Source organism: Oceanicoccus sp. KOV_DT_Chl (genome assembly GCF_900120175.1).
In the GTDB taxonomy this organism is placed as follows: domain Bacteria; phylum Pseudomonadota; class Gammaproteobacteria; order Pseudomonadales; family Dasaniaceae; genus Oceanicoccus.
On sequence record NZ_FQLF01000001.1, the window covers coordinates 712788 to 738248 of the forward strand.

Annotated in this window: 21 protein-coding genes and 2 pseudogenes; 15 read left to right on the plus strand and 8 right to left on the minus strand. The window is 46.3% G+C overall.

Annotated features, from left to right (window positions below):
- The first annotated feature begins 128 nt into the window (after positions 1-128).
- Positions 129-1388, plus strand: a complete 1260-nt coding sequence (icd, locus tag UNITIG_RS03275; protein ID WP_101757076.1) for an NADP-dependent isocitrate dehydrogenase — start codon at positions 129-131, stop codon at positions 1386-1388.
- 96 nt (positions 1389-1484) lie between these two features.
- Here icd and cspD read toward each other — a convergent pair whose 3' ends face one another.
- The gene (cspD, locus tag UNITIG_RS03280) at positions 1485-1736 is read right to left on the minus strand and encodes a cold shock domain-containing protein CspD (RefSeq protein ID WP_101757077.1); all 252 of its coding nucleotides are present in this window, start codon (positions 1734-1736) and stop codon (positions 1485-1487) included.
- Positions 1737-1944: 208 nt separating this feature from the next.
- On the opposite strand from cspD, the gene clpS reads away from it, so the two are divergent.
- Both clpS and clpA read left to right on the plus strand, forming a co-directional pair.
- Positions 1945-2322 (plus strand): ATP-dependent Clp protease adapter ClpS, encoded by a 378-nt coding sequence (clpS, locus tag UNITIG_RS03285; RefSeq protein ID WP_101757078.1) that lies wholly within the window; start codon positions 1945-1947, stop codon positions 2320-2322.
- A 38-nt stretch (positions 2323-2360) separates the two neighbouring features.
- A complete protein-coding gene (clpA, locus tag UNITIG_RS03290; RefSeq protein ID WP_101757079.1) occupies positions 2361-4625 on the plus strand; it encodes an ATP-dependent Clp protease ATP-binding subunit ClpA in 2265 nt (754 codons plus the stop codon).
- Between the two features lie 15 nt (positions 4626-4640).
- Here clpA and infA read toward each other — a convergent pair whose 3' ends face one another.
- The 4 genes and pseudogenes from infA to trxB form a co-directional block, all read right to left on the minus strand.
- The gene (infA, locus tag UNITIG_RS03295) at positions 4641-4859 is read right to left on the minus strand and encodes a translation initiation factor IF-1 (RefSeq protein ID WP_101757080.1); all 219 of its coding nucleotides are present in this window, start codon (positions 4857-4859) and stop codon (positions 4641-4643) included.
- A 174-nt stretch (positions 4860-5033) separates the two neighbouring features.
- Positions 5034-5741 carry an arginyltransferase gene (locus tag UNITIG_RS03300; protein ID WP_101757081.1) on the minus strand — a complete coding sequence of 236 codons (708 nt, stop codon included), beginning with the start codon at positions 5739-5741 and terminating at the stop codon, positions 5034-5036.
- Positions 5742-5743: 2 nt separating this feature from the next.
- A pseudogene (gene aat, locus UNITIG_RS25415) lies at positions 5744-6479 on the minus strand (leucyl/phenylalanyl-tRNA--protein transferase).
- A gap of 38 nt (positions 6480-6517) precedes the next feature.
- Positions 6518-7470 (minus strand): annotated as a pseudogene (gene trxB, locus UNITIG_RS03310) (thioredoxin-disulfide reductase).
- A 270-nt stretch (positions 7471-7740) separates the two neighbouring features.
- Here trxB and UNITIG_RS03315 point away from each other — a divergent pair.
- The 7 genes from UNITIG_RS03315 (at position 7741) to UNITIG_RS03345 (ending at position 15501) form a co-directional block, all read left to right on the plus strand.
- Entirely contained in the window at positions 7741-10059 is a 2319-nt protein-coding gene (locus UNITIG_RS03315; protein ID WP_101757082.1) for a DNA translocase FtsK, read from the plus strand.
- A gap of 25 nt (positions 10060-10084) precedes the next feature.
- Positions 10085-10708 (plus strand): outer membrane lipoprotein chaperone LolA, encoded by a 624-nt coding sequence (lolA, locus tag UNITIG_RS03320; RefSeq protein ID WP_235015236.1) that lies wholly within the window; start codon positions 10085-10087, stop codon positions 10706-10708.
- A complete protein-coding gene (locus UNITIG_RS03325) occupies positions 10698-12020 on the plus strand; it encodes a replication-associated recombination protein A (protein WP_101757083.1) in 1323 nt (440 codons plus the stop codon). Before lolA ends, UNITIG_RS03325 begins: the two co-directional genes overlap by 11 nt.
- Before the next feature lie 44 nt (positions 12021-12064).
- Positions 12065-12454, plus strand: a complete 390-nt coding sequence (crcB, locus tag UNITIG_RS03330) for a fluoride efflux transporter CrcB (RefSeq protein WP_101757084.1) — start codon at positions 12065-12067, stop codon at positions 12452-12454.
- Between the two features lie 39 nt (positions 12455-12493).
- Positions 12494-13786 (plus strand): serine--tRNA ligase, encoded by a 1293-nt coding sequence (gene serS, locus UNITIG_RS03335; protein WP_101757085.1) that lies wholly within the window; start codon positions 12494-12496, stop codon positions 13784-13786.
- 5 nt (positions 13787-13791) lie between these two features.
- On the plus strand, positions 13792-15177 hold the full coding sequence (gene cysG / locus UNITIG_RS03340) for a siroheme synthase CysG (RefSeq protein ID WP_101757086.1): 1386 nt from the start codon (positions 13792-13794) through the stop codon (positions 15175-15177).
- Between the two features lie 96 nt (positions 15178-15273).
- Positions 15274-15501: a hypothetical protein gene (locus tag UNITIG_RS03345; RefSeq protein ID WP_101757087.1), complete on the plus strand. Its 228-nt coding sequence runs from the start codon at positions 15274-15276 to the stop codon at positions 15499-15501.
- Positions 15502-15535: 34 nt separating this feature from the next.
- Here the strand turns inward: UNITIG_RS03345 and UNITIG_RS03350 are convergent, their stop codons facing one another.
- Together UNITIG_RS03350 and UNITIG_RS03355 are read right to left on the minus strand one after the other, a co-directional pair.
- Entirely contained in the window at positions 15536-17653 is a 2118-nt protein-coding gene (locus UNITIG_RS03350; protein ID WP_101757088.1) for a carboxy terminal-processing peptidase, read from the minus strand.
- A 189-nt stretch (positions 17654-17842) separates the two neighbouring features.
- Complete coding sequence (locus UNITIG_RS03355; RefSeq protein ID WP_101757089.1) at positions 17843-18724, minus strand: AraC family transcriptional regulator; 882 nt, start codon at positions 18722-18724, stop codon at positions 17843-17845.
- A gap of 211 nt (positions 18725-18935) precedes the next feature.
- On the opposite strand from UNITIG_RS03355, the gene UNITIG_RS03360 reads away from it, so the two are divergent.
- Genes UNITIG_RS03360 through mmsB form a run of 5 tightly spaced genes read left to right on the plus strand, consistent with a single transcriptional unit; the run spans position 18936 to position 24415 of the window.
- A complete protein-coding gene (locus UNITIG_RS03360) occupies positions 18936-20339 on the plus strand; it encodes an aldehyde dehydrogenase family protein (protein ID WP_101757090.1) in 1404 nt (467 codons plus the stop codon).
- Between the two features lie 11 nt (positions 20340-20350).
- Positions 20351-21511: an acyl-CoA dehydrogenase family protein gene (locus UNITIG_RS03365; RefSeq protein ID WP_101757091.1), complete on the plus strand. Its 1161-nt coding sequence runs from the start codon at positions 20351-20353 to the stop codon at positions 21509-21511.
- Between the two features lie 57 nt (positions 21512-21568).
- Positions 21569-22345, plus strand: coding sequence for an enoyl-CoA hydratase (locus tag UNITIG_RS03370; protein WP_101757092.1), 777 nt, complete (start codon positions 21569-21571; stop codon positions 22343-22345).
- Positions 22345-23472 carry an enoyl-CoA hydratase/isomerase family protein gene (locus tag UNITIG_RS03375; protein ID WP_101757093.1) on the plus strand — a complete coding sequence of 376 codons (1128 nt, stop codon included), beginning with the start codon at positions 22345-22347 and terminating at the stop codon, positions 23470-23472. Before UNITIG_RS03370 ends, UNITIG_RS03375 begins: the two co-directional genes overlap by 1 nt.
- A 58-nt stretch (positions 23473-23530) precedes the next feature.
- Complete coding sequence (gene mmsB / locus UNITIG_RS03380) at positions 23531-24415, plus strand: 3-hydroxyisobutyrate dehydrogenase (RefSeq protein WP_101757094.1); 885 nt, start codon at positions 23531-23533, stop codon at positions 24413-24415.
- Between the two features lie 627 nt (positions 24416-25042).
- Here the strand turns inward: mmsB and UNITIG_RS03385 are convergent.
- Positions 25043-25354 carry a PepSY domain-containing protein gene (locus tag UNITIG_RS03385; RefSeq protein WP_101757095.1) on the minus strand — a complete coding sequence of 104 codons (312 nt, stop codon included), beginning with the start codon at positions 25352-25354 and terminating at the stop codon, positions 25043-25045.
- Positions 25355-25461 lie beyond the last annotated feature (107 nt).

Consider the following 25461-nt stretch of genomic DNA (forward strand, 5'->3'; position numbering starts at 1 on the left):
TAGCTGTTGATCCATGATTTAAAAGGGCTATCATTTGATAGCCCTTTTTTGTGTGCGCTGGTTGGGCTTGGATGAATTCAATGTGTCGCCGCTGTGCCACGTAAGTTATTTTTGAAACGGAGTAAGTTATGGCTTATCAATACATTAAGGTTCCTGCTGAAGGTGAAATGATTACAGTGAATAGTGACTTTTCGCTGAATGTCCCGGCACAGCCCATTATTCCCTTTATCGAAGGTGACGGCATTGGTGTAGATATCACCCCGGTAATGGTTAAGGTAGTGGATGCTGCTGTGAATAAGGCCTATGGTGACAGTAAAAAAATCAGCTGGATGGAAATCTACACGGGTGAAAAAGCAGCGGAAATGTACGACGGTGATTGGTTTCCCGCCGAAACGCTGGATGCAATTAAGGAATATTCCGTAGCGATTAAGGGGCCGCTAACCACTCCCGTTGGCGGTGGTTTTAGGTCGCTTAATGTGGCGCTGCGTCAGGAGCTGGATTTGTACACGTGTCTTCGCCCCGTGCGCTGGTTTGAGGGTGTACCATCACCGGTTAAAGAGCCCGCTAAAACTAATATGGTGATCTTTCGGGAAAATTCGGAAGATATTTATGCTGGTATTGAGTGGCGTGCAGACACTCCTGAAGCTAAAAAAGTTATTCAGTTCCTGCAAAGCGAAATGGGTGTGTCGAAAATCCGCTTTCCTGATAACTGTGGTATTGGCATTAAGCCAGTATCAAAAGCTGGCACCGAACGCCTGGTAAGAAAGGCCATACAATACGCAATCGATCAAGATTTACCTTCAGTGACGTTGGTGCACAAGGGTAATATCATGAAGTTTACGGAAGGCGCCTTTAAGGATTGGGGGTATGAATTGGCCGAGCGGGAATTTGGCGCCTCATTGCTTAATGGCGGTCCATGGATGACGCTTAAAAACCCGGTGACGGGTAATGATATTGTGATTAAAGATGTGATTGCCGATGCCATGTTGCAGCAAGTGCTGCTTCGCCCTGACGAGTACAGCGTGATCGCGACCCTTAATTTAAACGGGGATTACCTGTCTGATGCTTTGGCTGCTCAGGTAGGGGGGATTGGTATAGCGCCAGGAGCCAACCTAAGCGATAACATTGCATTGTTTGAAGCGACACACGGTACTGCGCCAAAATACGCGGGCTTGGATAAGGTAAACCCAGGTTCGTTGATATTGTCTGCAGAAATGATGTTACGGCATCTAGGCTGGAGTGAGGCGGCAGATTTGATAATTGATGGGATGAACGGAGCTATTCAGGCGAAAACCGTAACTTACGATTTTGAACGCCTGATGGATGGTGCCACTTTGCTAAAGTGCTCGGAGTTCGGTGATGCCATAATTGCCAAAATGCAGGCATAGCACACACCTTCTCAGGTGATCCACTTTACTGCCATGGCGTATAAACTATGACGCTATGGTGGTAACACAGCCAGTGTAGTTATTATTGATGTTTTCTCAGCTGTTTTCTGTTGTAATCTGAGTAACTTCAGCAACGCTTTCGGAATTAGCTGACTGAATGCCGGTAGCATGTAAACCTTTGGGCCCATTAATGGTATCAAAGGTAACAGTTTGACCCGCTTTCAGTGTTTTATAGCCATCCATATCAATTGAAGAGTAATGAGCGAATATATCAGCACCACCCCCTTCTGGAAGGATAAAACCGAATCCTTTAGCGTTGTTGAACCACTTTACTATTCCGGTTTTCATAGTAGAGGTCCTTTTATTATTGCCCCCAATTGGGCATATTTACTACTTTTACGTCGCCTCAGAAGGCAAACGTCCCCTCGTTTGTTCAAAAGAACGTGACTTTTTTAACATTTTTTAACCAATAGTCAAGGGTTCTGGCTGAAATATAGTCAGAGAGGCTAAAATTTGAGTGACAAACTTGGCAATTATTGGCGTTACAGGCAGGTATATGGGTAAACATCAAAATCTTCTACTAACATTAACCATGGCAGGGGATGAAGACCTTCCGCCGGATGACGAGCGGGAGGGCGATGTTGCGGTAGCGGAATCGATTCCGCAGCTTAAGCCACCACCGCTGTACAAAGTAGTCTTACTTAACGATGACTATACTCCAATGGAGTTTGTGGTTGAGATTTTAGAGTCGTTCTTCCGGATGAATAGAGAGCAGGCGACTCAGGTGATGCTAACCGTACATACCCAAGGAAAGGGGGTGTGCGGTATTTTCACCAAAGATATTGCGGAAACTAAAGCGGCGCAAGTGAATCAATATGCTAGGGATTGTCAGCATCCCTTGTTGGCCGAGATAGAAGCTTCCGAAGATGAATAAACCAGCACAGCAGTTGGATCCAATAGCGGAGTATCAGTATGTTAAGTAAGGATCTGGAACAAACATTAAATCTGGCCTTTAAAGGCGCCAGAACCAAACGGCATGAGTTCATGACAGTTGAGCACTTGTTGTTAGCGTTGGTTGATAACTCAGTTGCTGCCGATGTGCTAGTGGCCTGTGGTGCAAATCTAAGCCAATTAAGAACTGAGCTGGTGGATTTCGTTGACTCTACTACGCCGTTAATTCCCGAGCGCGAATTAGACCGTGAAACTCAACCCACTTTGGGTTTTCAGCGAGTGCTTCAGCGTGCTGTTTTTCATGTGCAATCATCAGGTAAAAAAGAGGTTACCGGGGCGAATGTGCTGGTGGCTATTTTTAGTGAGCAGGAAAGTCAGGCCGTTTATTTTTTAAAGCAGCAAACAGTTGCGCGACTTGATGTCGTAAATTATTTAACCCATGGTATTTCTAAAGTGGCAGGTCATTCAGATCAGGATGGTGATCATGATCAGTCGCATGTAGATGAAGATCAATCTGGCGGTTCTGTAGAAAAAAGTCCCTTAGAAAACTTCGCTACCAATTTGAATGAAGAGGCGAGGTTAGGGCGTATCGACCCCTTGGTTGGTCGTTCTGGTGAAGTGGAGCGGGTGTCGCAAATATTATCGCGTCGCAGAAAAAATAACCCATTATTGGTTGGTGAGTCCGGCGTAGGTAAAACTGCAATAGCTGAAGGACTTGCCAAGTTGATCGTTGATGGTGAAGTCCCCGAGATTCTAAAAGAAAGTGTGGTTTACTCTCTAGATATGGGCTCTTTATTAGCGGGTACCAAATACCGCGGTGATTTTGAGAAGCGCTTTAAAGGCTTGTTAGCTGATTTAAAAAAACGTGAACATTCCATTTTATTTATTGATGAAATTCATACCATTATTGGTGCCGGCGCTGCATCGGGCGGCGTCATGGATGCGTCAAATTTATTAAAACCATTATTAAGTTCTGGTAGATTGCGCTGTATTGGTTCAACCACCTTTCAAGAGTATCGCGGTATTTTTGATAAAGATCGGGCGCTGAGTCGCCGCTTTCAAAAAGTCGATGTATTGGAGCCTTCAGTGGATGAAACCTATCAGATCCTTAAAGGCTTAAAGAGTCGGTTTGAAGAACATCATGACTTGAAATATACCGATAAAGCTTTGCAGGTTGCCGCTGAATTATCCGATCGTTATATCAATGATCGATTTATGCCAGATAAAGCGATCGATGTAATTGATGAAGCAGGCGCGTTTCAGCGTTTGCAGCCAGAAGATAAGCGTAAGTCAACGATTGGCGTTAGTGAAATCGAAGCAGTGGTTGCGCAAATTGCACGTATTCCACCAAAATCGGTTTCTTCGGATGATAAGGAATCATTACAGAAGCTGGAAGAAAATCTTAAAATGGTAGTGTTTGGTCAGGATGAGGCGGTTGCTTCGTTGGCCACTTCCATCAAGTTGGCCAGAGCTGGATTAAAGTCTGTAGAAAAACCGATTGGTTCATTTCTATTGGCGGGCCCAACGGGGGTCGGTAAAACAGAAGTCAGTAATCAGCTGGCTAAAATTTTAGGTCTCGAGTTGATTCGTTTCGACATGTCTGAGTATATGGAGCGTCACACAGTGTCGCGTTTGATTGGCGCACCTCCTGGCTACGTTGGTTTTGATCAGGGTGGTTTGTTGACAGAGGCGGTGACAAAACACCCACACTCTGTCGTATTGTTAGACGAAATTGAAAAGGCGCACCCCGAAGTCTTTAACTTATTGTTACAAGTTATGGATCACGGTACGTTGACGGATAATAACGGTCGCAAAGCAGATTTTAGAAATGTAATCTTTTTGATGACCACAAATGCCGGCGCGGAAAGTAGCAGTCGTCGTTCGATGGGCTTTACAGAGCAAGATAATACGACTGACGCAATGGAAGCCATTACTCGCTTGTTTACGCCGGAGTTCCGCAACCGATTAGATGCTATTGTCCAATTTAATGCTTTACCTGAAGAAGTAGTGTTAACAGTGGTAGATAAATTCTTAATGGAGTTGCAAGGTCAGCTTGATGATAAGAAAGTCACACTCCAGGTTGATGATGATGCACGCCGTTGGTTAGTTGAAAAAGGCTACGATAAAAATATGGGTGCACGTCCTATGGCTCGTATTATTCAGGAACACATCAAGAAGCCATTAGCAGAAAAAGTGCTGTTCGGTACTTTATCCAAAGACGGGGGTGTGGTGGTTGTTCGCGTTGAAAATGGAGAGTTGGTAGTAGAGGAAGAAGCGCTGGCTTAGCGCTTCTTTTTTCTGCTAGCGGGCGCGGTAGGTGATCCGGCCTTTGCTTAAGTCATAGGGCGTTAATTCAACGCGGACTTTATCGCCGGTTAAAATGCGGATGTAGTTTTTGCGCATTTTTCCGGAAATATGGGCAATCACTTCGTGACCATTTTCTAGTCGTACTTTAAACATCGTGTTGGGAAGGGTATCAATGACTTCGCCTTCCATTTCAATCTGATCTTCTTTTGCCATTCGGCACTTTCCTCTTGCTCTCGATGCGAGCGTTCCAATCCAAAATTAGTGAATTTTCCACGGCTCATTTGTCAGGATAAAAATGGGCTGTAGAAAAACTGCGCGCATTGTGCCTGAAAACAGGTTTAGAAGCAAAAGGGAATAGTGTGAAAGCTACTGGATAGCTAGGTGGCATCAGCTGAGGGTCAGCCAGCGGTTGTTAATTAATAGTTGTAGGGGGCGATAATCCGTTTTGTAGCTCATTTTTTGGCATTCTTTAATCCAGTAACCCAGGTAAAGGTGGTCCAAACCAAGCTTGCGGGTCTGTTCGATTTGCCAGAGAACCGCATAGGTACCAAGGCTGCGGCGATCATGTTCAGGGTCAAAAAAGGTATAGATGGCGGATAATCCATGGCGCATTTGATCGGTTACTGCAACAGCAATGATTTTATTATTGAGGTGAAAACCGTAGTAGCGAGTGACGCCAATGCTATCGTTTAAAAAAGAGTCATATTGCTCCCTGCTCGGTGGAAACATGTCGCCATCCTGGTGACGGACTGTGATGTAGTGCATATACAATTGGTATGCCGCTTCATCATCAATGCTGTCCAGCTCCAGCACTTGCAGGTCCTGATTGCGATTGTGGATTTTACGTTGCCGACGGGTAGGCTTGAATTGGTTTACATCCACTCGTGTCGCGATGCAGGCATTACAGCTTTCGCAGTGAGGGCGATAGACATGGGGGCCGCTGCGGCGGAAACCAACATCGGCAAGATCGCTATAGAGATTTGAGTCCAGTGTGGTTTCTGGGTCAATGAATAATGTCGTCGCTTGCTGATCAGGCAGATAGCTGCATGGATGCGGGTGAGTAGCAAATACTTTTAACTCAGCAAGGGCGGTCATATTTAATTTGGTCTTGGCTGCTTTGAATAAAATGCGCTAGGCAGTTGCCATTCGCCTGCCCACTGATGCGCACAGACTCTATCGACATTAGCTTGAAGTAGCCTGCTGAATTCCGCTCGCTCAATTTCTACTGCTCCTAAACTTAGCAAATGTGGATTGCTGACCTGACAGTCTATCAAGGCAAAGTCCCACTGTTGGAGTTGTTGGGCTAGATACGCCAAGGCTACTTTAGAGGAGTCAGTGTGTAAACTAAACATCGATTCACCATAAAATATTTTGCCGATGGATATCCCGTATAGCCCCCCACTAATTGGCCATCTAGCCACACCTCAATGGAATGGGCGATGCCCAGTTGGTGAAGTTTATCGTAGGCGGTCAAAATGTCGTCACCAATCCATGTGCCATTTTGGCCATGTCTTGGAATTGTCGAGCAGTGAAGCATAACTTGCCGGAATTGTTGGTCGGCAGTTACTTTGAATTTACCACGCAGCAACGTTTTTCTAAGGCTGCGCGAAATAACCATTTGACCAGGAAATAGCACCGCTCTTGGGCTCGGGACCACCAGAGTATTGGCTCCGGTTGTTGATACCACGGGAAGATGCCTTGTCGATACGCCTGTATTAGGCGTTGAGTAGTAAGATCGCCGCCAACAGCCAGCAGGCCGTTGGGATCATCTAATGCTTGCTCCGTTGCAGGAAAGCTTAATTCAGTGGGATCCAGCCAAGGTATGGTCGACATAGGCTAATTGGATGCTGACCGGTTCTGGCTGTCAAGCTTTAGGCTAAATTGTCCAGGTATTTTTCGGCATCAAGTGCCGCCATACAGCCGGCTCCGGCAGAGGTCACCGCCTGACGATAGACGTGGTCGGCAACATCGCCAGCAGCAAAAACCCCTGCAATACTGGTTTGGGTAGCATTACCTTCCAGCCCGCTTTGAATCTGAATGTAACCGTCCTTCATCTCTAGCTGGTCGATAAAAATATCGGTATTGGGTTTATGGCCTATGGCAATGAACACGCCGGCGACATCAATCTCACTGGTGCTGCCATCTGCTGTTGCTGCTACTTTCAGTCCAGTAACGCCGCTGGCATCACCTAACACTTCTTCCAGAGTGTGATTCCAAAGGAGGGTGACATTGCCGTTTTGGCTTTTTCGAATAACTTATCCTGCAAGATTTTTTCCGAACGCAGGCTGTCACGGCGGTGCACCAGTGTCACTTCCGACGCTAGGTTAGATAAATACAGGGCCTCTTCGACAGCTGTATTACCGCCGCCAATGACGGCTACTTTTTTACCACGATAGAAGAAACCATCACAGGTAGCACAAGCACTAACGCCTTTGCCCATAAAGGCTTCTTCGGAGGGTAATCCCAAGTACTGTGCAGATGCGCCGGTAGCAATAATCAGTGCGTCACAGCTATAGTTGGCGCTATTGCCCTTAAGGATAAATGGCCGCTGTTGCAGATCGGTAGATTCAATATGGTCAAAAATTATCTGCGACTCAAAACGCTCGGCATGGGCCTGCATTTGCATCATCAAGTCAGGGCCCTGAAGACCTTCAGCGCCACCGGGCCAATTGTCGACATCGGTAGTGGTGGTGAGCTGACCACCTTGTTGCATACCAGTGATGATCACTGGGTTCAAATTGGCGCGCGCGGCATAGACGGCTGCAGTATAGCCGGCAGGGCCGGACCCTAAAATAATCAGAGGGTGGTGTTGTAAGTCGCTCATAATCTACCTTTTAACAATGTGACATCAGTGGTGCTGGTTTAGAGGCTGGCTATCATAGAGTAAATAGGCCCGTAGAAAAACCGTTTCAAAGCTTTTGCCAAATAAACGCTATATTGAGGCAAATACCTGATTTAGATGGTAATATTGGGCTAGTTTTGACAATTAAAAGACCTGTAGCAGAATTTATATTCAATTCATTACAAAACAGGTGACGTCTTCTACATCGGCCCGTAATAATAAAGGAAAGCCACTGTTTTGAATAAGCAGGTCATGCCGGATAAAACCGCTAACAATCCCGCCGTGGAAAAGTTCGTACCCCGCTTGCGTGAAGGTGCATTAATAGGTTTTGTGGCGGTGTTTATCTACTTGTTGATGGCCCTAAGTAGCTATGATCGGGCCGATCCCGGCTGGTCGCGTACCGGTACCGGTGAGCCAGTAATGAATGCAGGTGGACCCACAGGGGCCTGGCTTGCCGATATTTTCCTCTCTATGTTTGGTTATATGGCCTATCTCTTTCCGCTGATGGTAGGGTATCGCGCCTGGATATTGTTTCGGCAGCGTTATCAACCACAGCGCTTTGATTGGGCGTCATTCTCTATTCGAATTATAGGTCTGGTGATTGTCATGGTGGCTAGCACCTCTCTGGCGATGATTGGTGATAATGGTGATTCCGGTTTGCCATTTGGTGCTGGCGGTGCCTTGGGGCAGAGCGTTGGCGCCGCAATGGTGGCTTCATTTAGTTTGATTGGTGCCCGGTTGATCCTGTTGGCTCTGTTTTTATTTGGCATGACAATTTTCACTGATTTGTCCTGGTTGAAATTAATGGACCAAATCGGTGCGTTGACGCTACGCGGGCTTAATCGCAGTTATCTCTATCTGACTCGTTATTGGCAGCAGCGCAAAGAACAGCGCTCTCTAAAGAAAGTGCAACAAGAGCGTAAAGTTGTTATTGCCCAGCAGGTCGAAAAAGAAAAAACTCGGGAGCGCCCCAAAATTCTGCCCTTGCCGAAAAAAGCAGAGAAAAGTGTCCGTTCAGAACGTGAAAAACAGCAGCCTCTGTTTAACGCACCGGTAGTTGGTACTTTACCCAATTTGGAGTTATTGGACCCGGCCAATGACACCCACCGAAAAGGTTTTTCTGAAGAAGCGCTTGAGGCCTTGTCAAAGTTATTGGAGCATAAACTTAAAGACTTTGGGGTAGTGGCTGAAGTCAAAGAAGTATTGCCTGGCCCGGTAGTAACCCGTTTTGAAATTCAACCCGGCACTGGTGTAAAAGTCAGTAAGATCACTAATCTGGCTAAAGATATTGCTCGTTCCCTGGCGGTTATCAGTGTTCGTGTGGTTGAAGTTATCCCTGGAAAGTCAGTAGTAGGTATTGAAATCCCCAATGAAGATCGCGCCATTGTAAATTACCGTGACGTGTTGTCATCTAAAGTCTATGACGATTCCAAATCACCGCTCACCCTGGCGTTGGGGCATGATATTTCAGGTGAGCCTATTGTTGCCGATCTTGCAAAAATGCCGCATCTACTTGTTGCAGGTACTACCGGTTCAGGTAAGTCGGTCGGTGTAAACGCCATGTTGTTAAGCTTGTTATACAAGTCAACGCCGCAGCAAGTGCGCTTGATTTTAGTCGACCCAAAAATGTTGGAACTGTCGGTTTATGATGGTATTCCTCATTTATTGACACCAGTTATCACTGACATGAAAGATGCTGCTAACGGTTTACGTTGGTGTGTCGCTGAGATGGAGCGTCGTTATAAATTAATGTCCGCCATGGGCGTGCGAAATCTTGCCGGCTTTAATCGCAAAATTACGGATGCCATCGAAAGCGGTAATCCGATTCTTGATCCATTGTGGGTCAAAGAAGAAGTCTATCAAGCGGGAGAGGAAGAACCCACGGCGCCAGCGTTAGAAACATTACCGTCCATTGTTGTGGTGATTGACGAATTTGCTGACATGATTATGGTGGTCGGTAAAAAAGTCGAAGAGTTGATTGCGCGGATTGCGCAAAAAGCTCGTGCAGCAGGTATTCATTTAATACTGGCAACTCAACGCCCCTCGGTAGATGTGATCACCGGTTTGATTAAAGCTAACGTGCCTACAAGAATAGCCTTTCAAGTTTCTTCGCGGGTAGATTCCCGAACCATTCTTGATCAGGGCGGGGCTGAACAATTATTAGGTCATGGTGATATGTTGTATCTGCCACCGGGAACCAGTTTGCCGTTACGAGTGCATGGTGCGTTTGTCTCTGACGAAGAGGTGCATCGAGTGGTTGCCGACTGGAAACGGCGTGGAGAGCCTAATTATATTGTTGGTCTCATTGACGAAGGTGCTAGTGGTCCCGCCATTCCCGGTTTTACCGAAGGTGGTAATGATGGCGACAGTGAATCAGATGCGCTCTATGACGAGGCGGTTAATTATGTTATTCAATCAAGACGCGCCTCTATTTCTTCAGTTCAGCGAAAGTTACGAATTGGTTATAACCGAGCAGCTCGATTAATTGAAGCAATGGAAGCTGCCGGTGTAGTCACTGAAATGGGAACCAACGGCAGTCGTGAAGTGCTGGCCCCAGCATCCTTCGAATAATAGTTTTCTTAATAGTGGAATCATTGTGAACTTATATCGCAAAGTAGTTTTATCCTTAGTTATCGCATTACCTTTAAGTTCGTTGGTTTCTGCACAGGATGCAGTAAAACAGCTGGCAGATAAATTACAGGTAATGGATACCTTGCTGGCTAACTTTCAACAAACCATTAAAGACTCTCAAGGAGCAGTATTGCAACAAGCCTCTGGTGTGTTAAAAGTGAAACGGCCGCGTCGTTTTTATTGGCGTACTGAAACACCTTATGAACATTTGGTTGTCACCGACGGTAAAATTTTATGGTTGCATGACCTGGATTTAGAGCAAGTCAGTAAACAGCCATTTTCTGCCGATATGGATAAAGCGCCGGCGTTACTGCTTAGTGGTGAGATTGCTGAAATCAGCAAGCAGTATCAAGTACAAGCGTTAACTTCACAGCAATTTGTGCTTTCGCCGCGTACTGATGATGGTGTTTTTAAGCAGCTGACGCTTGAGTTTCGCGGAGCTTCCATTTCCGGCATGATCCTTCGAGATAGCCTCGATCAAACGACGATTATTGAATTTTCATCGGTGCGCATGAATCAGCCCTTAGCGGATGAGATATTTCAATTCACTCCGCCAAAAGGTGTCGATGTTATCAACAATGAACCGTAATTTATTCGAACAAAAACCGGTTTATCAGCCGCTTGCCGCTAAAATGCGACCGCGTACGTTAGTTGACTATATTGGTCAGCAGCATATTTTAGGTCCTGGTAAGCCGTTGCGGGAAGCATTAGAGAGTGATCAATTACACTCCATGGTGTTATGGGGGCCGCCAGGTGTTGGTAAAACTTCGCTGGCGAAATTGGTGTCCGAATTGTGTGATACACACTTTATCGCCTTGTCCGCAGTATTGGCGGGAGTAAAAGATATTCGCGTAGCAATAGACGAGGCTGCGCATCAGCAAGCAGCGGGTCGCAAAACGATTCTGTTCATTGATGAAGTGCACCGTTTTAATAAGTCGCAGCAGGATGCTTTTTTGCCCTTTGTTGAGGATGGCACCGTGATTTTTATTGGTGCGACTACAGAAAATCCGTCTTTTGAATTAAATAATGCCTTGCTGTCCAGAACCCGTGTTTATAAGTTACGGGCTTTAGAGGTTGATGATATTGAAGCGATTATTTACCGCTCCTGCGTCAGTTACCAACCCATAGAGATTTTGTTAGAGTCTTCGCAGTTGTCCCAGCTAGCCCTGGCTGCAGATGGTGATGCGCGCCGTGCGTTAAATCTGTTGGAGCTGGCGGTGGAGTTAGCGCCGGGAGATGATAAACAAAAGCGTATCGATGAAAATACCGTATCCGAAGTTCTGGATGGTTTTGTCCGTCGTTTTGATAAGGGGGGAGATTTATTTTACGAGCAAATTTCTGCGTTGCATAAAGCGGTGAGAGGCTCGGCTCCTGATGCGGCACTGTATTGGTTTTGTCGCATGCTGGATGGCGGTTGTGACCCTTTGTATATAGCCAGGCGGGTAGTGCGCATGGCCAGTGAAGATATCGGTAATGCCGACCCAAGAGCACTAGAAATAGCTTTAAACGCCTGGAATGTTCAGGAGCGGCTGGGCAGCCCTGAAGGTAGCTTGGCAATTGCACAAGCGGTGGTTTATATGGCTTCTGCAGCAAAAAGCAATGCTGTCTACAAAGCGTTTAACCAAACCATGGCGATGATTAATCAACAGCCTAGTTATGATGTGCCGGTGCATTTACGCAATGCGCCGACGGCGATGATGAAGGAGTTGGATTATGGTGGTGAATACCGCTATGCCCATGACGAGCCGCAAGCCTATGCAGCGGGAGAGAATTATTTTCCCGAAGAGTTAAAAGATACCCGGGTTTATTTTCCTGTCGATAGAGGGCTGGAAATAAAAATTGCAGAAAAGCTGAATTATCTGCGCGAACTGGATAAAAGCAGTAAAATGCAGCGCTATTAAATAGAGGCTGGTGCTGAATTTTAACAATCAGGTAGTTAAAAAATATGAAGCACATACTGATGATTGCTGCCGGTGGCGCCGCTGGTGCCTTGTGTCGCTATTGGATGGTGAATGCAGTGAATACGGTTAGTCATGGTAAGTGGCAGCTGGGTGGTTTCCCATTGGGAACCTTGGCTGTGAATGTGATTGGCTCATTTTGTATTGGCATTATGTATGTGCTAATTACTGAGCGGCTGGCATTGCATCCGGATTGGCGTAGTGTTGCGATGGTCGGTTTTTTAGGTGCATTCACTACATTCTCGACGTTTTCCCTGGAAACCATAACCCTGTTGGAAAGTGGTCTGTTACTTAATGCAGCTGTCTATGTGGTTACCAGTTTATTAGTGTGTGTGTTTGCTTCCTGGTTGGCCATCACACTGACACGTTTTTTATAAAGTCACGATTAAAATTTAAAAGATAAAGGTTTCAATTAAATGTTAGATATCAAACTCATCCGCAAAGACCCGCAAGCGGTAGCTGCGCAGCTAAAAAAGAAAAATTATAGTTTTGATGTGGCGGAATTTATTCGTTTGGATGGTGATCGTAAGCAAGCTGATACCGAAAGCCAAACTCTGTTGGCAGAGCGTAAACAGGCTTCGAAAAAAATTGGCGAACTAGTACAGCAGGGCGTGCCAGTCGATGAGGCTAAAAAAACAGTTAATGAAACTCTGGCAAAAATAGAGCGACAGCTAGAGGCGCTAAAACAGAAAGCGCAGCAAGCTGGTGATGCACTTGATGAATTAATGATGAGTGTGCCGAATATCCCTGAGGATGCGGTGCCGGAAGGGAGTGATGAGGACAGTAATGTTGAGGTATTGACTTGGGGTGAACCTAAAAAATTTGATTTTGAAGTTAAGGATCACGTTGATGTTGGCGAAGCCTTGGGTGATTTGCAATTTGACGTGGCGGCAAAAATAACCGGTTCGCGTTTCGCTGTGATGCAGGGCAATATGGCGCGGTTACATCGCGCTTTAATTCAGTTTATGTTGGATACCCATATCAATGAGCATGGCTACAGTGAGATCTATGTTCCCTATATCGTTAACGCGGAGTCACTTCGTGGCACTGGCCAGTTACCCAAGTTTGAAGAAGATTTATTCAAGTTAGAAGGGGAGCAGGATTACTATTTGATTCCCACTGCCGAAGTCCCGGTAACCAATATTGCGCGCGACAGAATCTTTGAAGCGAAAGAAATGGGTGATGGTTTGCGCTTTGTCTGTCATACCCCTTGTTTTCGTAGTGAGGCGGGGAGTTATGGCCGTGACACCCGCGGGATGATTCGCCAGCATCAATTCGAAAAAATAGAAATGGTAAAGATGGTGCGTCCTGATCAGTCAGCCGACGAGCTGGAATCATTAACCGCGAATGCCGAAGCTATCTTGCAAAAATTGAACCTGCCTTATCGTAAAGTTATTCTTTGTGGCGGCGATTTAGGTTTCTCGGCACAAAAGACTTACGACTTAGAGGTGTGGTTGCCTGGTCAGCAGAAATACCGTGAAATTTCCTCGTGCAGTAATTTTGGTGATTATCAGGCTAGGCGCATGCTGGCGCGCTGGCGTAACCCTGAGACTAATAAGCCTGAATTGTTGCATACGATCAATGGTTCAGGTTTGGCGGTGGGTCGCACATTGGTTGCCGTGTTAGAAAACTATCAAACTGAATCCGGCTCTGTAATCATTCCAGAAGCATTGCGTCCTTATATGGGCGGCATTACTGAGCTGGCCTGACCTTAATGGATTTTTTGCCGCTTTATTTTCAATTAACGAATAAGCCCTGTTTGTTGGTGGGCGGCGGTAATGTGGCGCTGCGCAAAGCGGGTTTGTTAAGTAAGGCGGGCGCAGTCATTCATATTGTCGCTCATGAAATATTACCCGAGCTGCATGCTTTAGCCGTCGCCAGTGGTGGTAGTTGCCGATTGGGGGATTATCATAGCGCTGACCTGGACAATAAGTTTCTGGTAATTGCCGCAACGGATGAAACCCAGCTCAATGCAGTAGTTTCCAAAGATGCGCACCAGCGTCATATCCCGGTTAATGTGGTAGATAGTCCGGACCTCTGCAGTGTCATTTTACCCGCTATTATTGATCGCTCGCCGTTAGTTATTGCGGTTTCAAGTGGCGGTAAATCACCGGTACTGGCGCGGATGTTACGTGCAAAAATTGAAACAATTATCCCTTCAGCCTACGGCCAGCTCGCTAATTTGGTCGGGAATTTTCGTGACCAGGTTAAAGCGCGTTTTGACAATATCGATGATCGGAAAAATTTTTGGGAATCGGTATTGCAGGGGCCTGTTGCTGAAATGGTGTTTGCCGGCAAGCAGCAAGCCGCTGAAGAAATGTTGGCGCAACAATTAGGCGAAGAACTAGCGCCAGGTGGCGAAGTCTATCTGGTTGGTGCCGGCCCGGGTGATCCCGATTTGTTGACGTTTAAAGCGTTGCGTCTTATGCAAAAAGCAGATGTAGTGCTCTATGATCGCCTGGTGGCCGATCAGATTGTGGATTTATGTCGCCGCGATGCCGAGCGAATTTATGTGGGTAAAGCCCGTTCTGACCATGCGGTACCGCAAGAGAATATAAATCAGCTATTAGTTGATTTGGCAAAACAGGGTAAAAGAGTATTGCGGCTTAAAGGTGGTGACCCATTTATATTTGGCCGCGGTGGCGAAGAAATTGAGCAGTTGGCCGAGAACAAGATACCGTTTCAGGTTGTGCCCGGTATTACTGCTGCCTCGGGTTGCGCAGCTTATTCAGGTATTCCGCTTACTCATCGTGATTACGCACAATCAGTCAGGTTTGTGACCGGTCACCTGAGGGATGGAAGTTGTGATTTACCTTGGTCAGAGTTGGTGCATGAGAAGCAAACATTGGTGTTTTATATGGGCTTGGTTGGCCTGCCAATTATTTGTCAGCAATTAATTGCCCATGGTCGTTCTGTGGATACGCCTATCGCTCTAATACAGCAGGGAACCACTCACAATCAGCGTGTAATCAGCAGTACCCTACAAGATATGCCTAATCGAGTGGCGCAGGAGCAGATTAAACCACCGACACTGCTAATTGTAGGCGAGGTTGTGTTATTACGTGAAAAGTTGGCATGGTTTGAGCTTAAAGGAGGATAATAGGTAAAAGTGCCTATTTTATGAACTATTGGCGTTGAGATGATCTAAAGATTTACCCGCTTCCGTCGATAATTATATAAAGGAGGTAAGTAAATAATGATCAATTTTCCCGTCAATAACGCGGTCAATACACCCGCTTCATCGTCATTGGCGAAAGCCAATAGCCGCAGAATTGTTCCTTCGAGTGCGGCAGATAAGCGCGATATATTAGCTGCTGATCGTCGATTTAAGCGCGATCGTCGTGGTCGACGCGGTTCCAAGCAAGTAATGGATAGAAGAGCGGGGGCAGATCGTCGCCGCTCTAGTATCGATTTTAGTGTTTAGTGTCTTTTTGTAGGTTTCTCTTGCAGCTCCAGTGTTAATGATTAACTGCTATTTTGCTGGGCAGATATGCGGGCATAGCGTCTAATAAGATATGGCCGGTTTCTGTCAGTAGTGGGTCTATCTCCTCTTCTTTATCCTGATCCTCTTCCTTGGTGGCATCATCTACGGGGTTATCTGCCAGTTCATCGTCTTCACTGGTTTCAATATCATCTAGTGGCTTCAGTCCTTTCGCCACACGCCGCTTGTTTTCGATGGATAATGCCCTTTCTTTTTCCTGTTGCTGCATTTTGCTGCGTGCTTCTTGCTGCAGTGGTATAGAGGTAATTGCACGATTTTCCGCCATGAGTACAAGTTGCTCATTAAGAAAGATGAAGTCAGGGTCCTTACTCATGCGCTGCTCGTGCTTGGCTTTCAGCGATGGCAGGATAGCGGGTAGGTCAAAATAGTTTGGATGGCGAATGGGGTCGATCCGGTCCCATGCCAAAGCATTCTCGAGTGAACTCTCGCCAACCTTTTCAGTGTCATAAGTGGCAGGGAATTGAATATCTGGTAGTACGCCGCGATGTTGGGTACTTTCGCCAGAAATCCGGTAAAACTTGGATTCAGTAATTTTCAGCTGACCTTGCTTAAGTGGGGCTAATGACTGCACAGTGCCTTTACCAAAAGATTGGGTGCCTACCACAATGCCACGTTGATAATCCTGGATGGCGCCGGCAAAAATCTCTGAAGCGGAGGCGCTCAGTCGATTGATCAATACTGCCAGTGGACCGTTGTAGTAAGCGCTAGGCGAGCGCTTACCGTCGCGGTATACCTTGTTGCTGGAGTGCCTGATTTGAACGGTAGGGCCTTGTTCAATGAATAAACCGGTTAATTGATTGGCCTCTTGCAAAGAACCTCCACCATTTTCACGAAGGTCGATAATGATGCCATCAACTTTATCGTCGATTAGCTCTGTTAATAGTTTTTCTACGTCACGGGTGGTACTTTTATAATTGGGGTCACCCTTGCGCATGGCGTCAAAATCAATGTAGAAGGCAGGGATATCGATGATACCGATGCGGGATAATTTATCTTCATGGTAGATTTCAAGAATCTTCTTTTTTGCGCTTTGTTCTTCGAGTTTGACAGTGTCGCGAATGATATCAATCACGATATTCTCATCGTCAGTCTTGGCGCTTACTGGAATCACTTGTAATTTTACCAGGCTGCCTTTTGGTCCGCGTATTAAGTCAACCACTTCATCCAAACGCATACCAATAACATCCTGAAACTCACCGTCTTTCTGTGCCACTGCCACAATCCGGTCGGAGGGATTTAGTTGTCCTTGCTTATCGGCGGGACCAGCATGAACCAGACGGACCACTTTCGTGTACTCATCCTCCATTTGTAATACAGCGCCAATACCTTCCAGCGACAGGCTCATGTTGATATTGAAATTTTCCGAGGTTCTGGGTGAAAGATAGTTGGTATGTGGGTCGTACAATGAGGTCAGTGCGTTCATGTAGACCTGGAATGCGTCCTCGCTATTAGATTGTTGTACGCGATTGAGTTGGTTTTGGTAGCGTTTTTGTAGCAGAGGTATTATTTCAGCCTCGTCTTTTTTAGCCATACGTAAACTTAATACCCGGCTTTTGATGATTTTACGCCACAGGTCGTCAGCTTCTGCCATGGTAGCAGGCCATGCCAATTGAGTGCGGTCGATAATCAGTGCTTCGTCCTTATCAAAGTCCATGCTGGCAACCATTTCGGGTAATTGTTCGACAATACTGCTTAGACGATCGACAAGACGTTGTTGGTAGCGATTGAAAATAATGTAGCCGGGCTCAAGGTCGCCTTTTGACAGGGTGTCATCCAACTGAAGACGATACTGCTCAAACTCTTTTAAATCCGACTTTAAAAAGAAGCTGCGATTGCCATCGAGCTTTTCCAGATAGGTATCGAAAATACGGGATGACAAGCTGTCATTGAGAGATTGCCGGATATAGTGTCGCTGGCGGAGCTTGCTGATAATGTCTTTAGCCGTTTTTGATTGCTCTGCACTATAGGTTAATGGCGTCGATTGTACTGTCGCAGTCGTGTTTAACGAGAATAATAGCGTGCAAATAAAGAGGGCGCCGAACAGGGAGCGCTGCCAAGTAAATGATTTCAACATAGAGGGTTATTCTCAGTGGTAAATATTATGTATAACAATAGTATAGCGCTATATTTTAAAGTCTTTTCTAGGACGGTTGAGAGGCAGTTCCCCAGCCGATATAACACACAATTTTGCAGTGTAGCATGAAACAGCTATTAAAAAATGGCGGCGTAAAAGTACTGACAGGTCGCGCCACAATTAGTGCCGCTAACCGCGTTTTAATTGGCGATACTGGCGCGGTGATACCCCAATGATTTTCTTGAATAAGCGCGAGAAATAAAAGTTGTCCTCATACCCTAAGCTACGGCTGATTTCTTTGACGCTATTGCCGGAAATATCCAGTAAGTAACAGGCGTGTTCCATCTTCAGGTGCAGGAAGTGCTGTATGGGGGATTGCCCGGTAATCGATTTGTATTTACTGGAAAAGTGGTATTTAGAGAGCTGTACTTTTTTTGCCAGCGTATCCAGTGATAGCTGGCCGTGTAAGTTTTCCTGCATCATCGCATGTATGGCATCGAGATTAAGTTGTTCGGCCTGATTGTTGGCTAAGTGACCACTCGCCCCGAGAAAGCTAAGGATTTGGCGCAATTGGTTACTGGCGTAGACAAAATTGCGAGGGTTATAACCGGTGCGCCTCACCTCCAGCAAGGCTTCGAAATCTGCGACCAGCTTGGGTTGGATGCCAAGAGGTAATACAGAGAAGGCCTGACCATCCGGCACGAGTGGTGCTAGAAAGTGGTTGCTGAGCAGGCCATCAAAATGCACCCAGTAGATAGTCCATGGGCTATTGGTGGTCGCCTGATAGCGGTGTGCGATATTTTTTGGCAGTACTAGCATGTCTCCACGTTTAATAAGCTGGCTGTCGTTACCCACCTGAATAAGACCTTCACCATCAGTGCAGTAAATGATCAGCTGGTCACTATGGATAGGGCGATCCATACGATGGCCAAAGGCATTCGGGTAATAACCGAGAGCAACCAGATAGCAGCCATCGGTGAGTGGATTGGTGGCTAGCTCAGCAACAATAAATTCAGGAACAATAAATCTTATTCCTTCAGGTGAGAGTGGCCATTGCGAGATATCAGGCATAATAAGCCTTTGAATTTAAAGTATTTAAAATTTTTATCATGTGTTTGGGGGGCAAGGGATTTGCGCAACATAGTCCATCAATTTCGCAATTAAATCAATTCTTCCTCCACCTAAGCTGTGTTACCTTATCTGCCGCAAAAAAATTGGTCGCGAATTGATCATGTCAATCATCCCGCGACTAACACAGTTTCATTATTATCAGGTATAGATTATGACAATCGCTAACGATCCCCAGGCTACAGTTGCTGCCTTAATTGCACGTTCACGCAAGGCGCAGGCAGCCATTGAACATTACTCCCAAGAGCAGGTCGATGAGTTAATTAAGGCGATGGTATGGTCGATTGCTGAAACTGAAATTTCTGAAAAGATCGCCCAATTTACTGTTGACGAAACCCAGTTGGGTAACTACGAAGGTAAATTTCTGAAAATTAATCGCAAGACCAGAGCCGCCTTATACGACATCATTGATGACAAATCAGTGGGCGTATTAGAAGAGGATAAGGTTCGTAATATTATTAAGATCGCGAAGCCAGTAGGTGTTATCGGTGCGCTGGCGCCATGCACTAACCCTGAAGCGACGCCGGTTATTAAAGCGATCTCGGCAGTAAAAGGCCGCAACTCAATGATCATCGCGCCACACCCTCGCTCCAAGTTAACCAATAAAATGATTTGCGACCGCATGCGCGAAGCCTTAAAAAAAATGGGTGCTCCTGAGGATTTGGTCATCAGCATTGATACACCTTCACTGGAAACCACAGAGGAATTAATGAAGCAGTGTGACCGGATATTAGCTACTGGTGGCGCGGCGATGGTTAAAGCGGCTTACGCCTCTGGTACGCCAGCTTTAGGTGTAGGTGCTGGTAACGCAGTGATTACTGTTGATGAAACCGCCAACCTTGACGAAGCTGCAGAAAAAATCCGTATTTCCAAAACACTGGATTTAGCGGCTTCCTGTTCCTCCGATAATTCACTGGTGATTGTTGAAGCCGTTTATGACGAGCTGCTGGCCAAGTTGTTAGCTGAAGGTGGTTATCTGTTAAATGAAGGCGATAAAGCCAAGCTGCAAGCGATCATCTGGGAAGATGATCACCTTTCTGCAAAGATTGTGGCACAACCGGCAAGTGCGTTGGCACAGATGGCCGGTTTTGATTTACCGGAAGGTAAAACGTTCCTGATCGTTCCAGAAACTGGCGCCGGTGCTGATTTCCCATTCTCGGGCGAGAAAATGTCGGTCACTATGACTTTGTATAAAGTAAAAGATATTGATGAGGCGATTGCTAAAGTGAATGCGATTCAAGCTTATCAAGGCCAGGGTCATTCTTGTGGTATTTACTCCTACAACGATGACAATATTCTGAAATATGGCATGCAAACCAAAACCTCACGGGTGATGGTTAACCAGCCACAGGCGCCATCCAACAGCGGTAACTTGTGGAATGGTATGCGGCAGACTTTTTCTCTGGGTTGTGGTTCCTGGGGCAATAACAGCACTAATAATAATATTACCTGGCAGGATCTGGTCAACATCACTTGGATTTCCAAGCCTTTAGCCACCTCGAAGGTATTGCCTAGTGATGAGGAATTATTTGGTTCTGTCATCGACAAACTCAAGTAACGGGAAGTGCTATGGACTTTAATTTAACTGAAGACCAACTCGCCTTTCAGGCTGCAGCCAGATCATTTTCCGAGGGCGTATTTGCGCCTAATGCTGCTCGCTGGGATGCGGAACATTTTTTTCCCAAAGAGGCACTGAAACAAGCCGGTGAGTTGGGTTTTATGGGGCTTTATACGCCAGAGGACGTTGGCGGCCTTGGTCTGAGTCGGCTGGATACCAGTGTCATCGTAGAAGAATTAGCACGAGGTTGTACCTCAACTGCGGCTTTTCTCACCATTCATAATATGGCCACGAATATGTTGGCCCGCTATGGCCAAGCTGAAATCATTGAACAGTGGTGCCCGGATATCATTGCCGGTAATAAATTGATGTCTTACTGTTTGACTGAGCCGGGTGCTGGCTCCGATGCCGGTTCTTTGCGCAGTACAGCAACGCTGGATGGCGACCATTATCGGGTTAACGGTAGTAAAATGTTTATCTCTGGCGCTGGCGATACTGACCTGCTAGTGGTGATGTTACGTACCGCTGATACCGGTGCCAAAGGCATTACCGCCTTTGCGATTCCTGCCGATTTGCCGGGGATTGAATACGGCAAAAAAGAAGAGAAGATGGGTTGGAATTCACAGCCCACTCGTTTGATCAGTTTTGATAATGTCCAAGTACCAGTGGCGAATCGATTGGGCAGTGAAGGGCAGGGTTTTAAAATAGCGATGGAAGGCTTGGATGGCGGTCGTATCAATATCGCTACCTGTTCGCTGGGTACTGCGCAGGCTGCGTTAGAAGCTGCAACCCGTTATACCCAGGAGCGTGAGCAATTTGGAAAACCTATAGCCGCATTTCAAAACACCCAATTTAAATTAGCCGATATGGCCACTGAGTTAGTCGCTGCCAGGCAAATGGTCCGTCTCGCTGCTTTCAAATTGGACAGTAAAGACTCCGACGCCACAACCTACTGCGCTATGGCCAAACGTTTCGCCACCGATGTGTGTTTTACCATTTGCAATGACGCGCTGCAGTTACATGGTGGCTACGGCTATATCAAAGAATACCCACTGGAACGCTATGTACGCGATAACCGTGTTCATCAAATTCTAGAGGGCACCAACGAAATCATGCGTGTCATTATTGCGCGACGTATCGTTATGGAAGGGGCGTTGGATCTCATTCGATAGCGATCCCTGAGCGTAGCCTGGTTCCGTACGATAATTAATAACGAGAGGAGTTACCTAATGAGTCAACCCATACTGGTCGAAAAACAGGGTCATGTAGCACTACTGACATTAAATAATCCACCCGCTCATACCTGGACACCGGAAAGCCTGCACTTTTTAGTCGATATCGTTGAGGAATTGAATGCAGATAAAGATAACTACGCGCTAGTTATTACCGGTAGCGGTGAGAAGTTCTTTTCAGCGGGGGCTGATCTCAATCGTTTTAATCACGATGACAAAGGTCAGGTATTTGATTTTTCTGCAGCGTTTGGTAAGTCCTTTGAAACCCTCACTAACTACAACGGTGTCTCGATTGCGGCTATTAATGGTTATGCCATGGGCGGCGGTTTGGAAGTGGCGCTAGCGTGTGATATCCGCATTGCTGACGCCCATGCCCAGATGGCATTACCTGAATGCGCGGTAGGCTTATTGCCCTGTGGCTTAGGTAGCCAGCACTTATCCTGGCTGGTGGGTGAGCAGTGGGCGAAGCGCATGATCTTATTGGGTGAGCGTTTAAAAACGGACAAGGCGCTGGAAATAGGTCTAATTTCCGAGATTGTTGAAAGTGGCACCGTCGCGGAAAAAGCGATCGAGTTGGCGCGCAAAGTAGAAGGGCAGAGCCCAACCTCGGTGCGGGTCTGCAAAGAACTGATTATGGCCGCACGCTCACAACCGTTGAATGCCAATTTTGTCACTGAACGCGAGCAGTTTGTAAAACTGTGGGATAGTCAGGATCAAAAAGAGGGGGTTTCGGCCTTTGTTGAAAAACGCAAAGCGGAGTGGAAAAACGCCTGATGACAGACAACAGCACCCCGCCGGTTTTATTTGAAACGCTGGCCACTACCAATGGTAAGCAATTTGCTATTGCGACCTTGAATGAAGAAAAAACACTTAATGCACTTAGCATCGAGATGGTTGATTTACTCTATAGCCAGTTGCTTGATTGGCAGCAAGACGACTCGATCGTTGGCGTGATGTTACAGGGCGCTGGCCAAAAGGCGTTTTGTGCGGGTGGCGATGTGCAAAAACTGCATCAATCCGCGGTCGAAAATCCGGGCGGCCCCTGTGAGTATGCAGAAAGTTTTTTCGAGCGTGAATACCGTCTGGACTACATCATTCACCAATATAAAAAACCCTTGATCTGCTGGGGCCACGGCATTGTTATGGGTGGTGGTCTGGGTTTGATGGCAGGCTGTAAGCACCGTGTAGTGACTGAAAAAACCCGCATGGCGATGCCGGAGATTACCATCGCCTTGTATCCGGATGTCGGTGGCAGTTGGTTTTTGAATCGAGCGCCCGGTCGCACCGGTTTATATTTGGCGTTAACCGCTGGCTCCATGAATGCGACGGATTGTCTCTATGTAGGCTATGGCGATCACTTTATTCAGCACGAGCAAAAACAGGATGTGCTGGAGCAACTGCTGGCATTGAACTGGTCGGGAAGTGCAGACTCGAGTTTAGTCGATGGGTTGTTGGCAGCGGTGGCTATGAATAATCAATCGGCTTTGCCTGCAGCTAATATTGAACCTCATTTCGATATCATTCAACAGCTCACTGGCTTTGCGACGCTGCCGGAAATTGTGCAAGCCATTACTGAACATGCAACTGATGATAAATGGTTGAGCAAAGGCGCTGCAGCATTGGCCCATGGGTCTGCCTTGAGTGCCTGTAATATTTATCAGGCCTTGGCCCTTACGAAAGAAATGTCTTTAGCCGAAGTATTTCAGTTTGAATTAATGTTGTCTACCAATGTGATACGTCACCCTGAGTTTGCAGAAGGTGTACGCGCGTTACTGATCGATAAGGATCAGCAACCGCGTTGGTTATTTGATCGTGTGGACAATGTGCCGTTGGCCTTGCTCGAACAAATGGTAAGCCCACCGTGGCCGGAAAATCCGCTCAATGATTTGAGTGGCCTTTAAACACTAGTCACTAAATAATAATAACGACCCGCGTGGTCGCTATTTGCAGGAGTAAGAGATGTCTAAAGTTGCCTTTATTGGTTTAGGAAACATGGGCGGGCCGATGGCTGCCAATTTGGTGAAATCCGGACACCAGGTATGTGTATTTGATTTAGTACCCGCTGCGGTGAAGCAGTTAGTCGATGCCGGCGCGACGTCTGCTGCCAGTGCCAATGCCGCTGCTGCCGATGTGGATTTTGTTATCACTATGTTGCCTGCGGGTAAGCATGTTGAAATGGTCTATTTAGGTGATGACGGCTTGCTGAATAATGTTGGACCCAATACTGTGTTATTGGATTCCAGTACTATCGATGCCGCTACTGCGCGCAAAGTGGCGGCAGCAGCCAATGAAAAGGGCATAGCAGTAATGGATACGCCCGTGTCCGGCGGAGTGGCAGCGGCGGCCGCTGGAACCTTGGCGTTTATGTGTGGAGGTTCTGCCGAAAGTTTTGCCAAAGCCAAGTTGATTCTTGAAGGTATGGGCAAGAACATTTTTCACGCGGGTGACCATGGTTCCGGTCAAGTGGCTAAAATTTGCAATAACATGTTGTTGTCGGTATTGATGGTAGGCACGTCAGAAGCGTTAAAGTTGGGTGTCGATAATGGTATGGACCCCGCTAAATTATCCGAGATCATGTTAGCCAGCTCCGGTCGGAATTGGTCATTGGAAGTGTATAACCCTTATCCCGGGGTGATGCCAACAGCGCCTGCCAGCAATGATTACAAACCTGGCTTTATGGTCGACCTGATGTGCAAGGATTTAGGTTTGGCGATGGAAACCGCAGTCCACACCAAATCTTCAACGCCGATGGGCGCGCTGGCCCGGAGCTTGTATTCCGCCCATGCTGCTAATGGTAATGGTCAGCGGGACTTCTCCAGTATTTTGGAAATGCTTGGTAAGTAGGCTTTCTATTGCACGTGTAAACCGGGCGGCTGATAGCGCTTCATTTAAATGAGCTAAGGTCGGTTGTTTAACTTGTACCGTCTGTTCGTCATAGACAATACCGTTATCACTTGAGTTGATACAAGGCTTGCTTTGGATGGCGTCAGTCGCGAGTAAGCGTCCATCACTTGTGACGGCAATAATTCGTTTTGCGCAATATGATGTTGCGTTTTTTGTTGCGTATCTAAACCAAAAACAACGCTGTGGCACGCACTGTACCGCCACAGTCTTGCATTGCCAGGCTGAATTTAGCTGATGATTAATAACCCGGTTAATTTATGCAAGACTGAAGTATCGACTGCCACCATTGTCCGTTCCCCAGGTTGGCCACTGAGCTGCTTCAGCTAGCAAATTAACACTATAAATACTGATAAAAATGCACAATCTAAGCCCATACTCCGAGTAATAGTCGATAGCGTACTGGCAGCAAATCGGACCTGATTCTAATTCTTGCATTGGTGATTATTATTTATAATTTTTATTAACATTGTATCAATGTCACATAGAATGTTTGATTAACCAGTCTAGTGGTTATAGTTACCTCGGTATCACTTATTAAATTAATTATCGCGAGTGTTGATTCACAGTTTACTTATTTTGAGTAGGTTTTGCAGGTAGGGTAGGCTCGAAATTTTTTCGCTGCATGTTGCCGCTAACAGCATCTGCTTCGATCAAGATTATCTTTGCTTTATCAGTTAATAAACGAATAATAAAAATATTTTTATCTGTGTTTGGGGTGAGAGTCACTACACGACCATTGAATAATCGTTCAGCTTGTTGAATGACTTGTTGTTCTGTCAGTGAATTAGCAAACGTAAAATTGATGAGTATAAGCTGGCTTAAAACTAACAATAAGCTTTGGGTTTTGTTAATAATTGAATGCCGTATTTTTAGAGTCATGGTTTTATTGACGCTTTCTGGCTAGGAACCGGGTGAATGTTTGACCGCAAAAAGTGTTACCGGTTGTTGGCGGATTGTGTAAATTACTGCTACTAAATTTATTAACT

Coding starts and splice junctions, on each gene's coding strand:
- icd (WP_101757076.1), top strand. CDS start 129: ATGGCTTATCAATACATTAAGGTTCCTGCTGAAGGTGAAATGATTACA.
- cspD (WP_101757077.1), bottom strand. CDS start 1,736: ATGAAAACCGGAATAGTAAAGTGGTTCAACAACGCTAAAGGATTCGGT.
- clpS (WP_101757078.1), top strand. CDS start 1,945: ATGGGTAAACATCAAAATCTTCTACTAACATTAACCATGGCAGGGGAT.
- clpA (WP_101757079.1), top strand. CDS start 2,361: ATGTTAAGTAAGGATCTGGAACAAACATTAAATCTGGCCTTTAAAGGC.
- infA (WP_101757080.1), bottom strand. CDS start 4,859: ATGGCAAAAGAAGATCAGATTGAAATGGAAGGCGAAGTCATTGATACC.
- UNITIG_RS03300 (WP_101757081.1), bottom strand. CDS start 5,741: ATGACCGCCCTTGCTGAGTTAAAAGTATTTGCTACTCACCCGCATCCA.
- UNITIG_RS03315 (WP_101757082.1), top strand. CDS start 7,741: ATGCCGGATAAAACCGCTAACAATCCCGCCGTGGAAAAGTTCGTACCC.
- UNITIG_RS03325 (WP_101757083.1), top strand. CDS start 10,698: ATGAACCGTAATTTATTCGAACAAAAACCGGTTTATCAGCCGCTTGCC.
- crcB (WP_101757084.1), top strand. CDS start 12,065: ATGAAGCACATACTGATGATTGCTGCCGGTGGCGCCGCTGGTGCCTTG.
- serS (WP_101757085.1), top strand. CDS start 12,494: ATGTTAGATATCAAACTCATCCGCAAAGACCCGCAAGCGGTAGCTGCG.
- cysG (WP_101757086.1), top strand. CDS start 13,792: ATGGATTTTTTGCCGCTTTATTTTCAATTAACGAATAAGCCCTGTTTG.
- UNITIG_RS03345 (WP_101757087.1), top strand. CDS start 15,274: ATGATCAATTTTCCCGTCAATAACGCGGTCAATACACCCGCTTCATCG.
- UNITIG_RS03350 (WP_101757088.1), bottom strand. CDS start 17,653: ATGTTGAAATCATTTACTTGGCAGCGCTCCCTGTTCGGCGCCCTCTTT.
- UNITIG_RS03355 (WP_101757089.1), bottom strand. CDS start 18,724: ATGCCTGATATCTCGCAATGGCCACTCTCACCTGAAGGAATAAGATTT.
- UNITIG_RS03360 (WP_101757090.1), top strand. CDS start 18,936: ATGACAATCGCTAACGATCCCCAGGCTACAGTTGCTGCCTTAATTGCA.
- UNITIG_RS03365 (WP_101757091.1), top strand. CDS start 20,351: ATGGACTTTAATTTAACTGAAGACCAACTCGCCTTTCAGGCTGCAGCC.
- UNITIG_RS03370 (WP_101757092.1), top strand. CDS start 21,569: ATGAGTCAACCCATACTGGTCGAAAAACAGGGTCATGTAGCACTACTG.
- UNITIG_RS03375 (WP_101757093.1), top strand. CDS start 22,345: ATGACAGACAACAGCACCCCGCCGGTTTTATTTGAAACGCTGGCCACT.
- mmsB (WP_101757094.1), top strand. CDS start 23,531: ATGTCTAAAGTTGCCTTTATTGGTTTAGGAAACATGGGCGGGCCGATG.
- UNITIG_RS03385 (WP_101757095.1), bottom strand. CDS start 25,354: ATGACTCTAAAAATACGGCATTCAATTATTAACAAAACCCAAAGCTTA.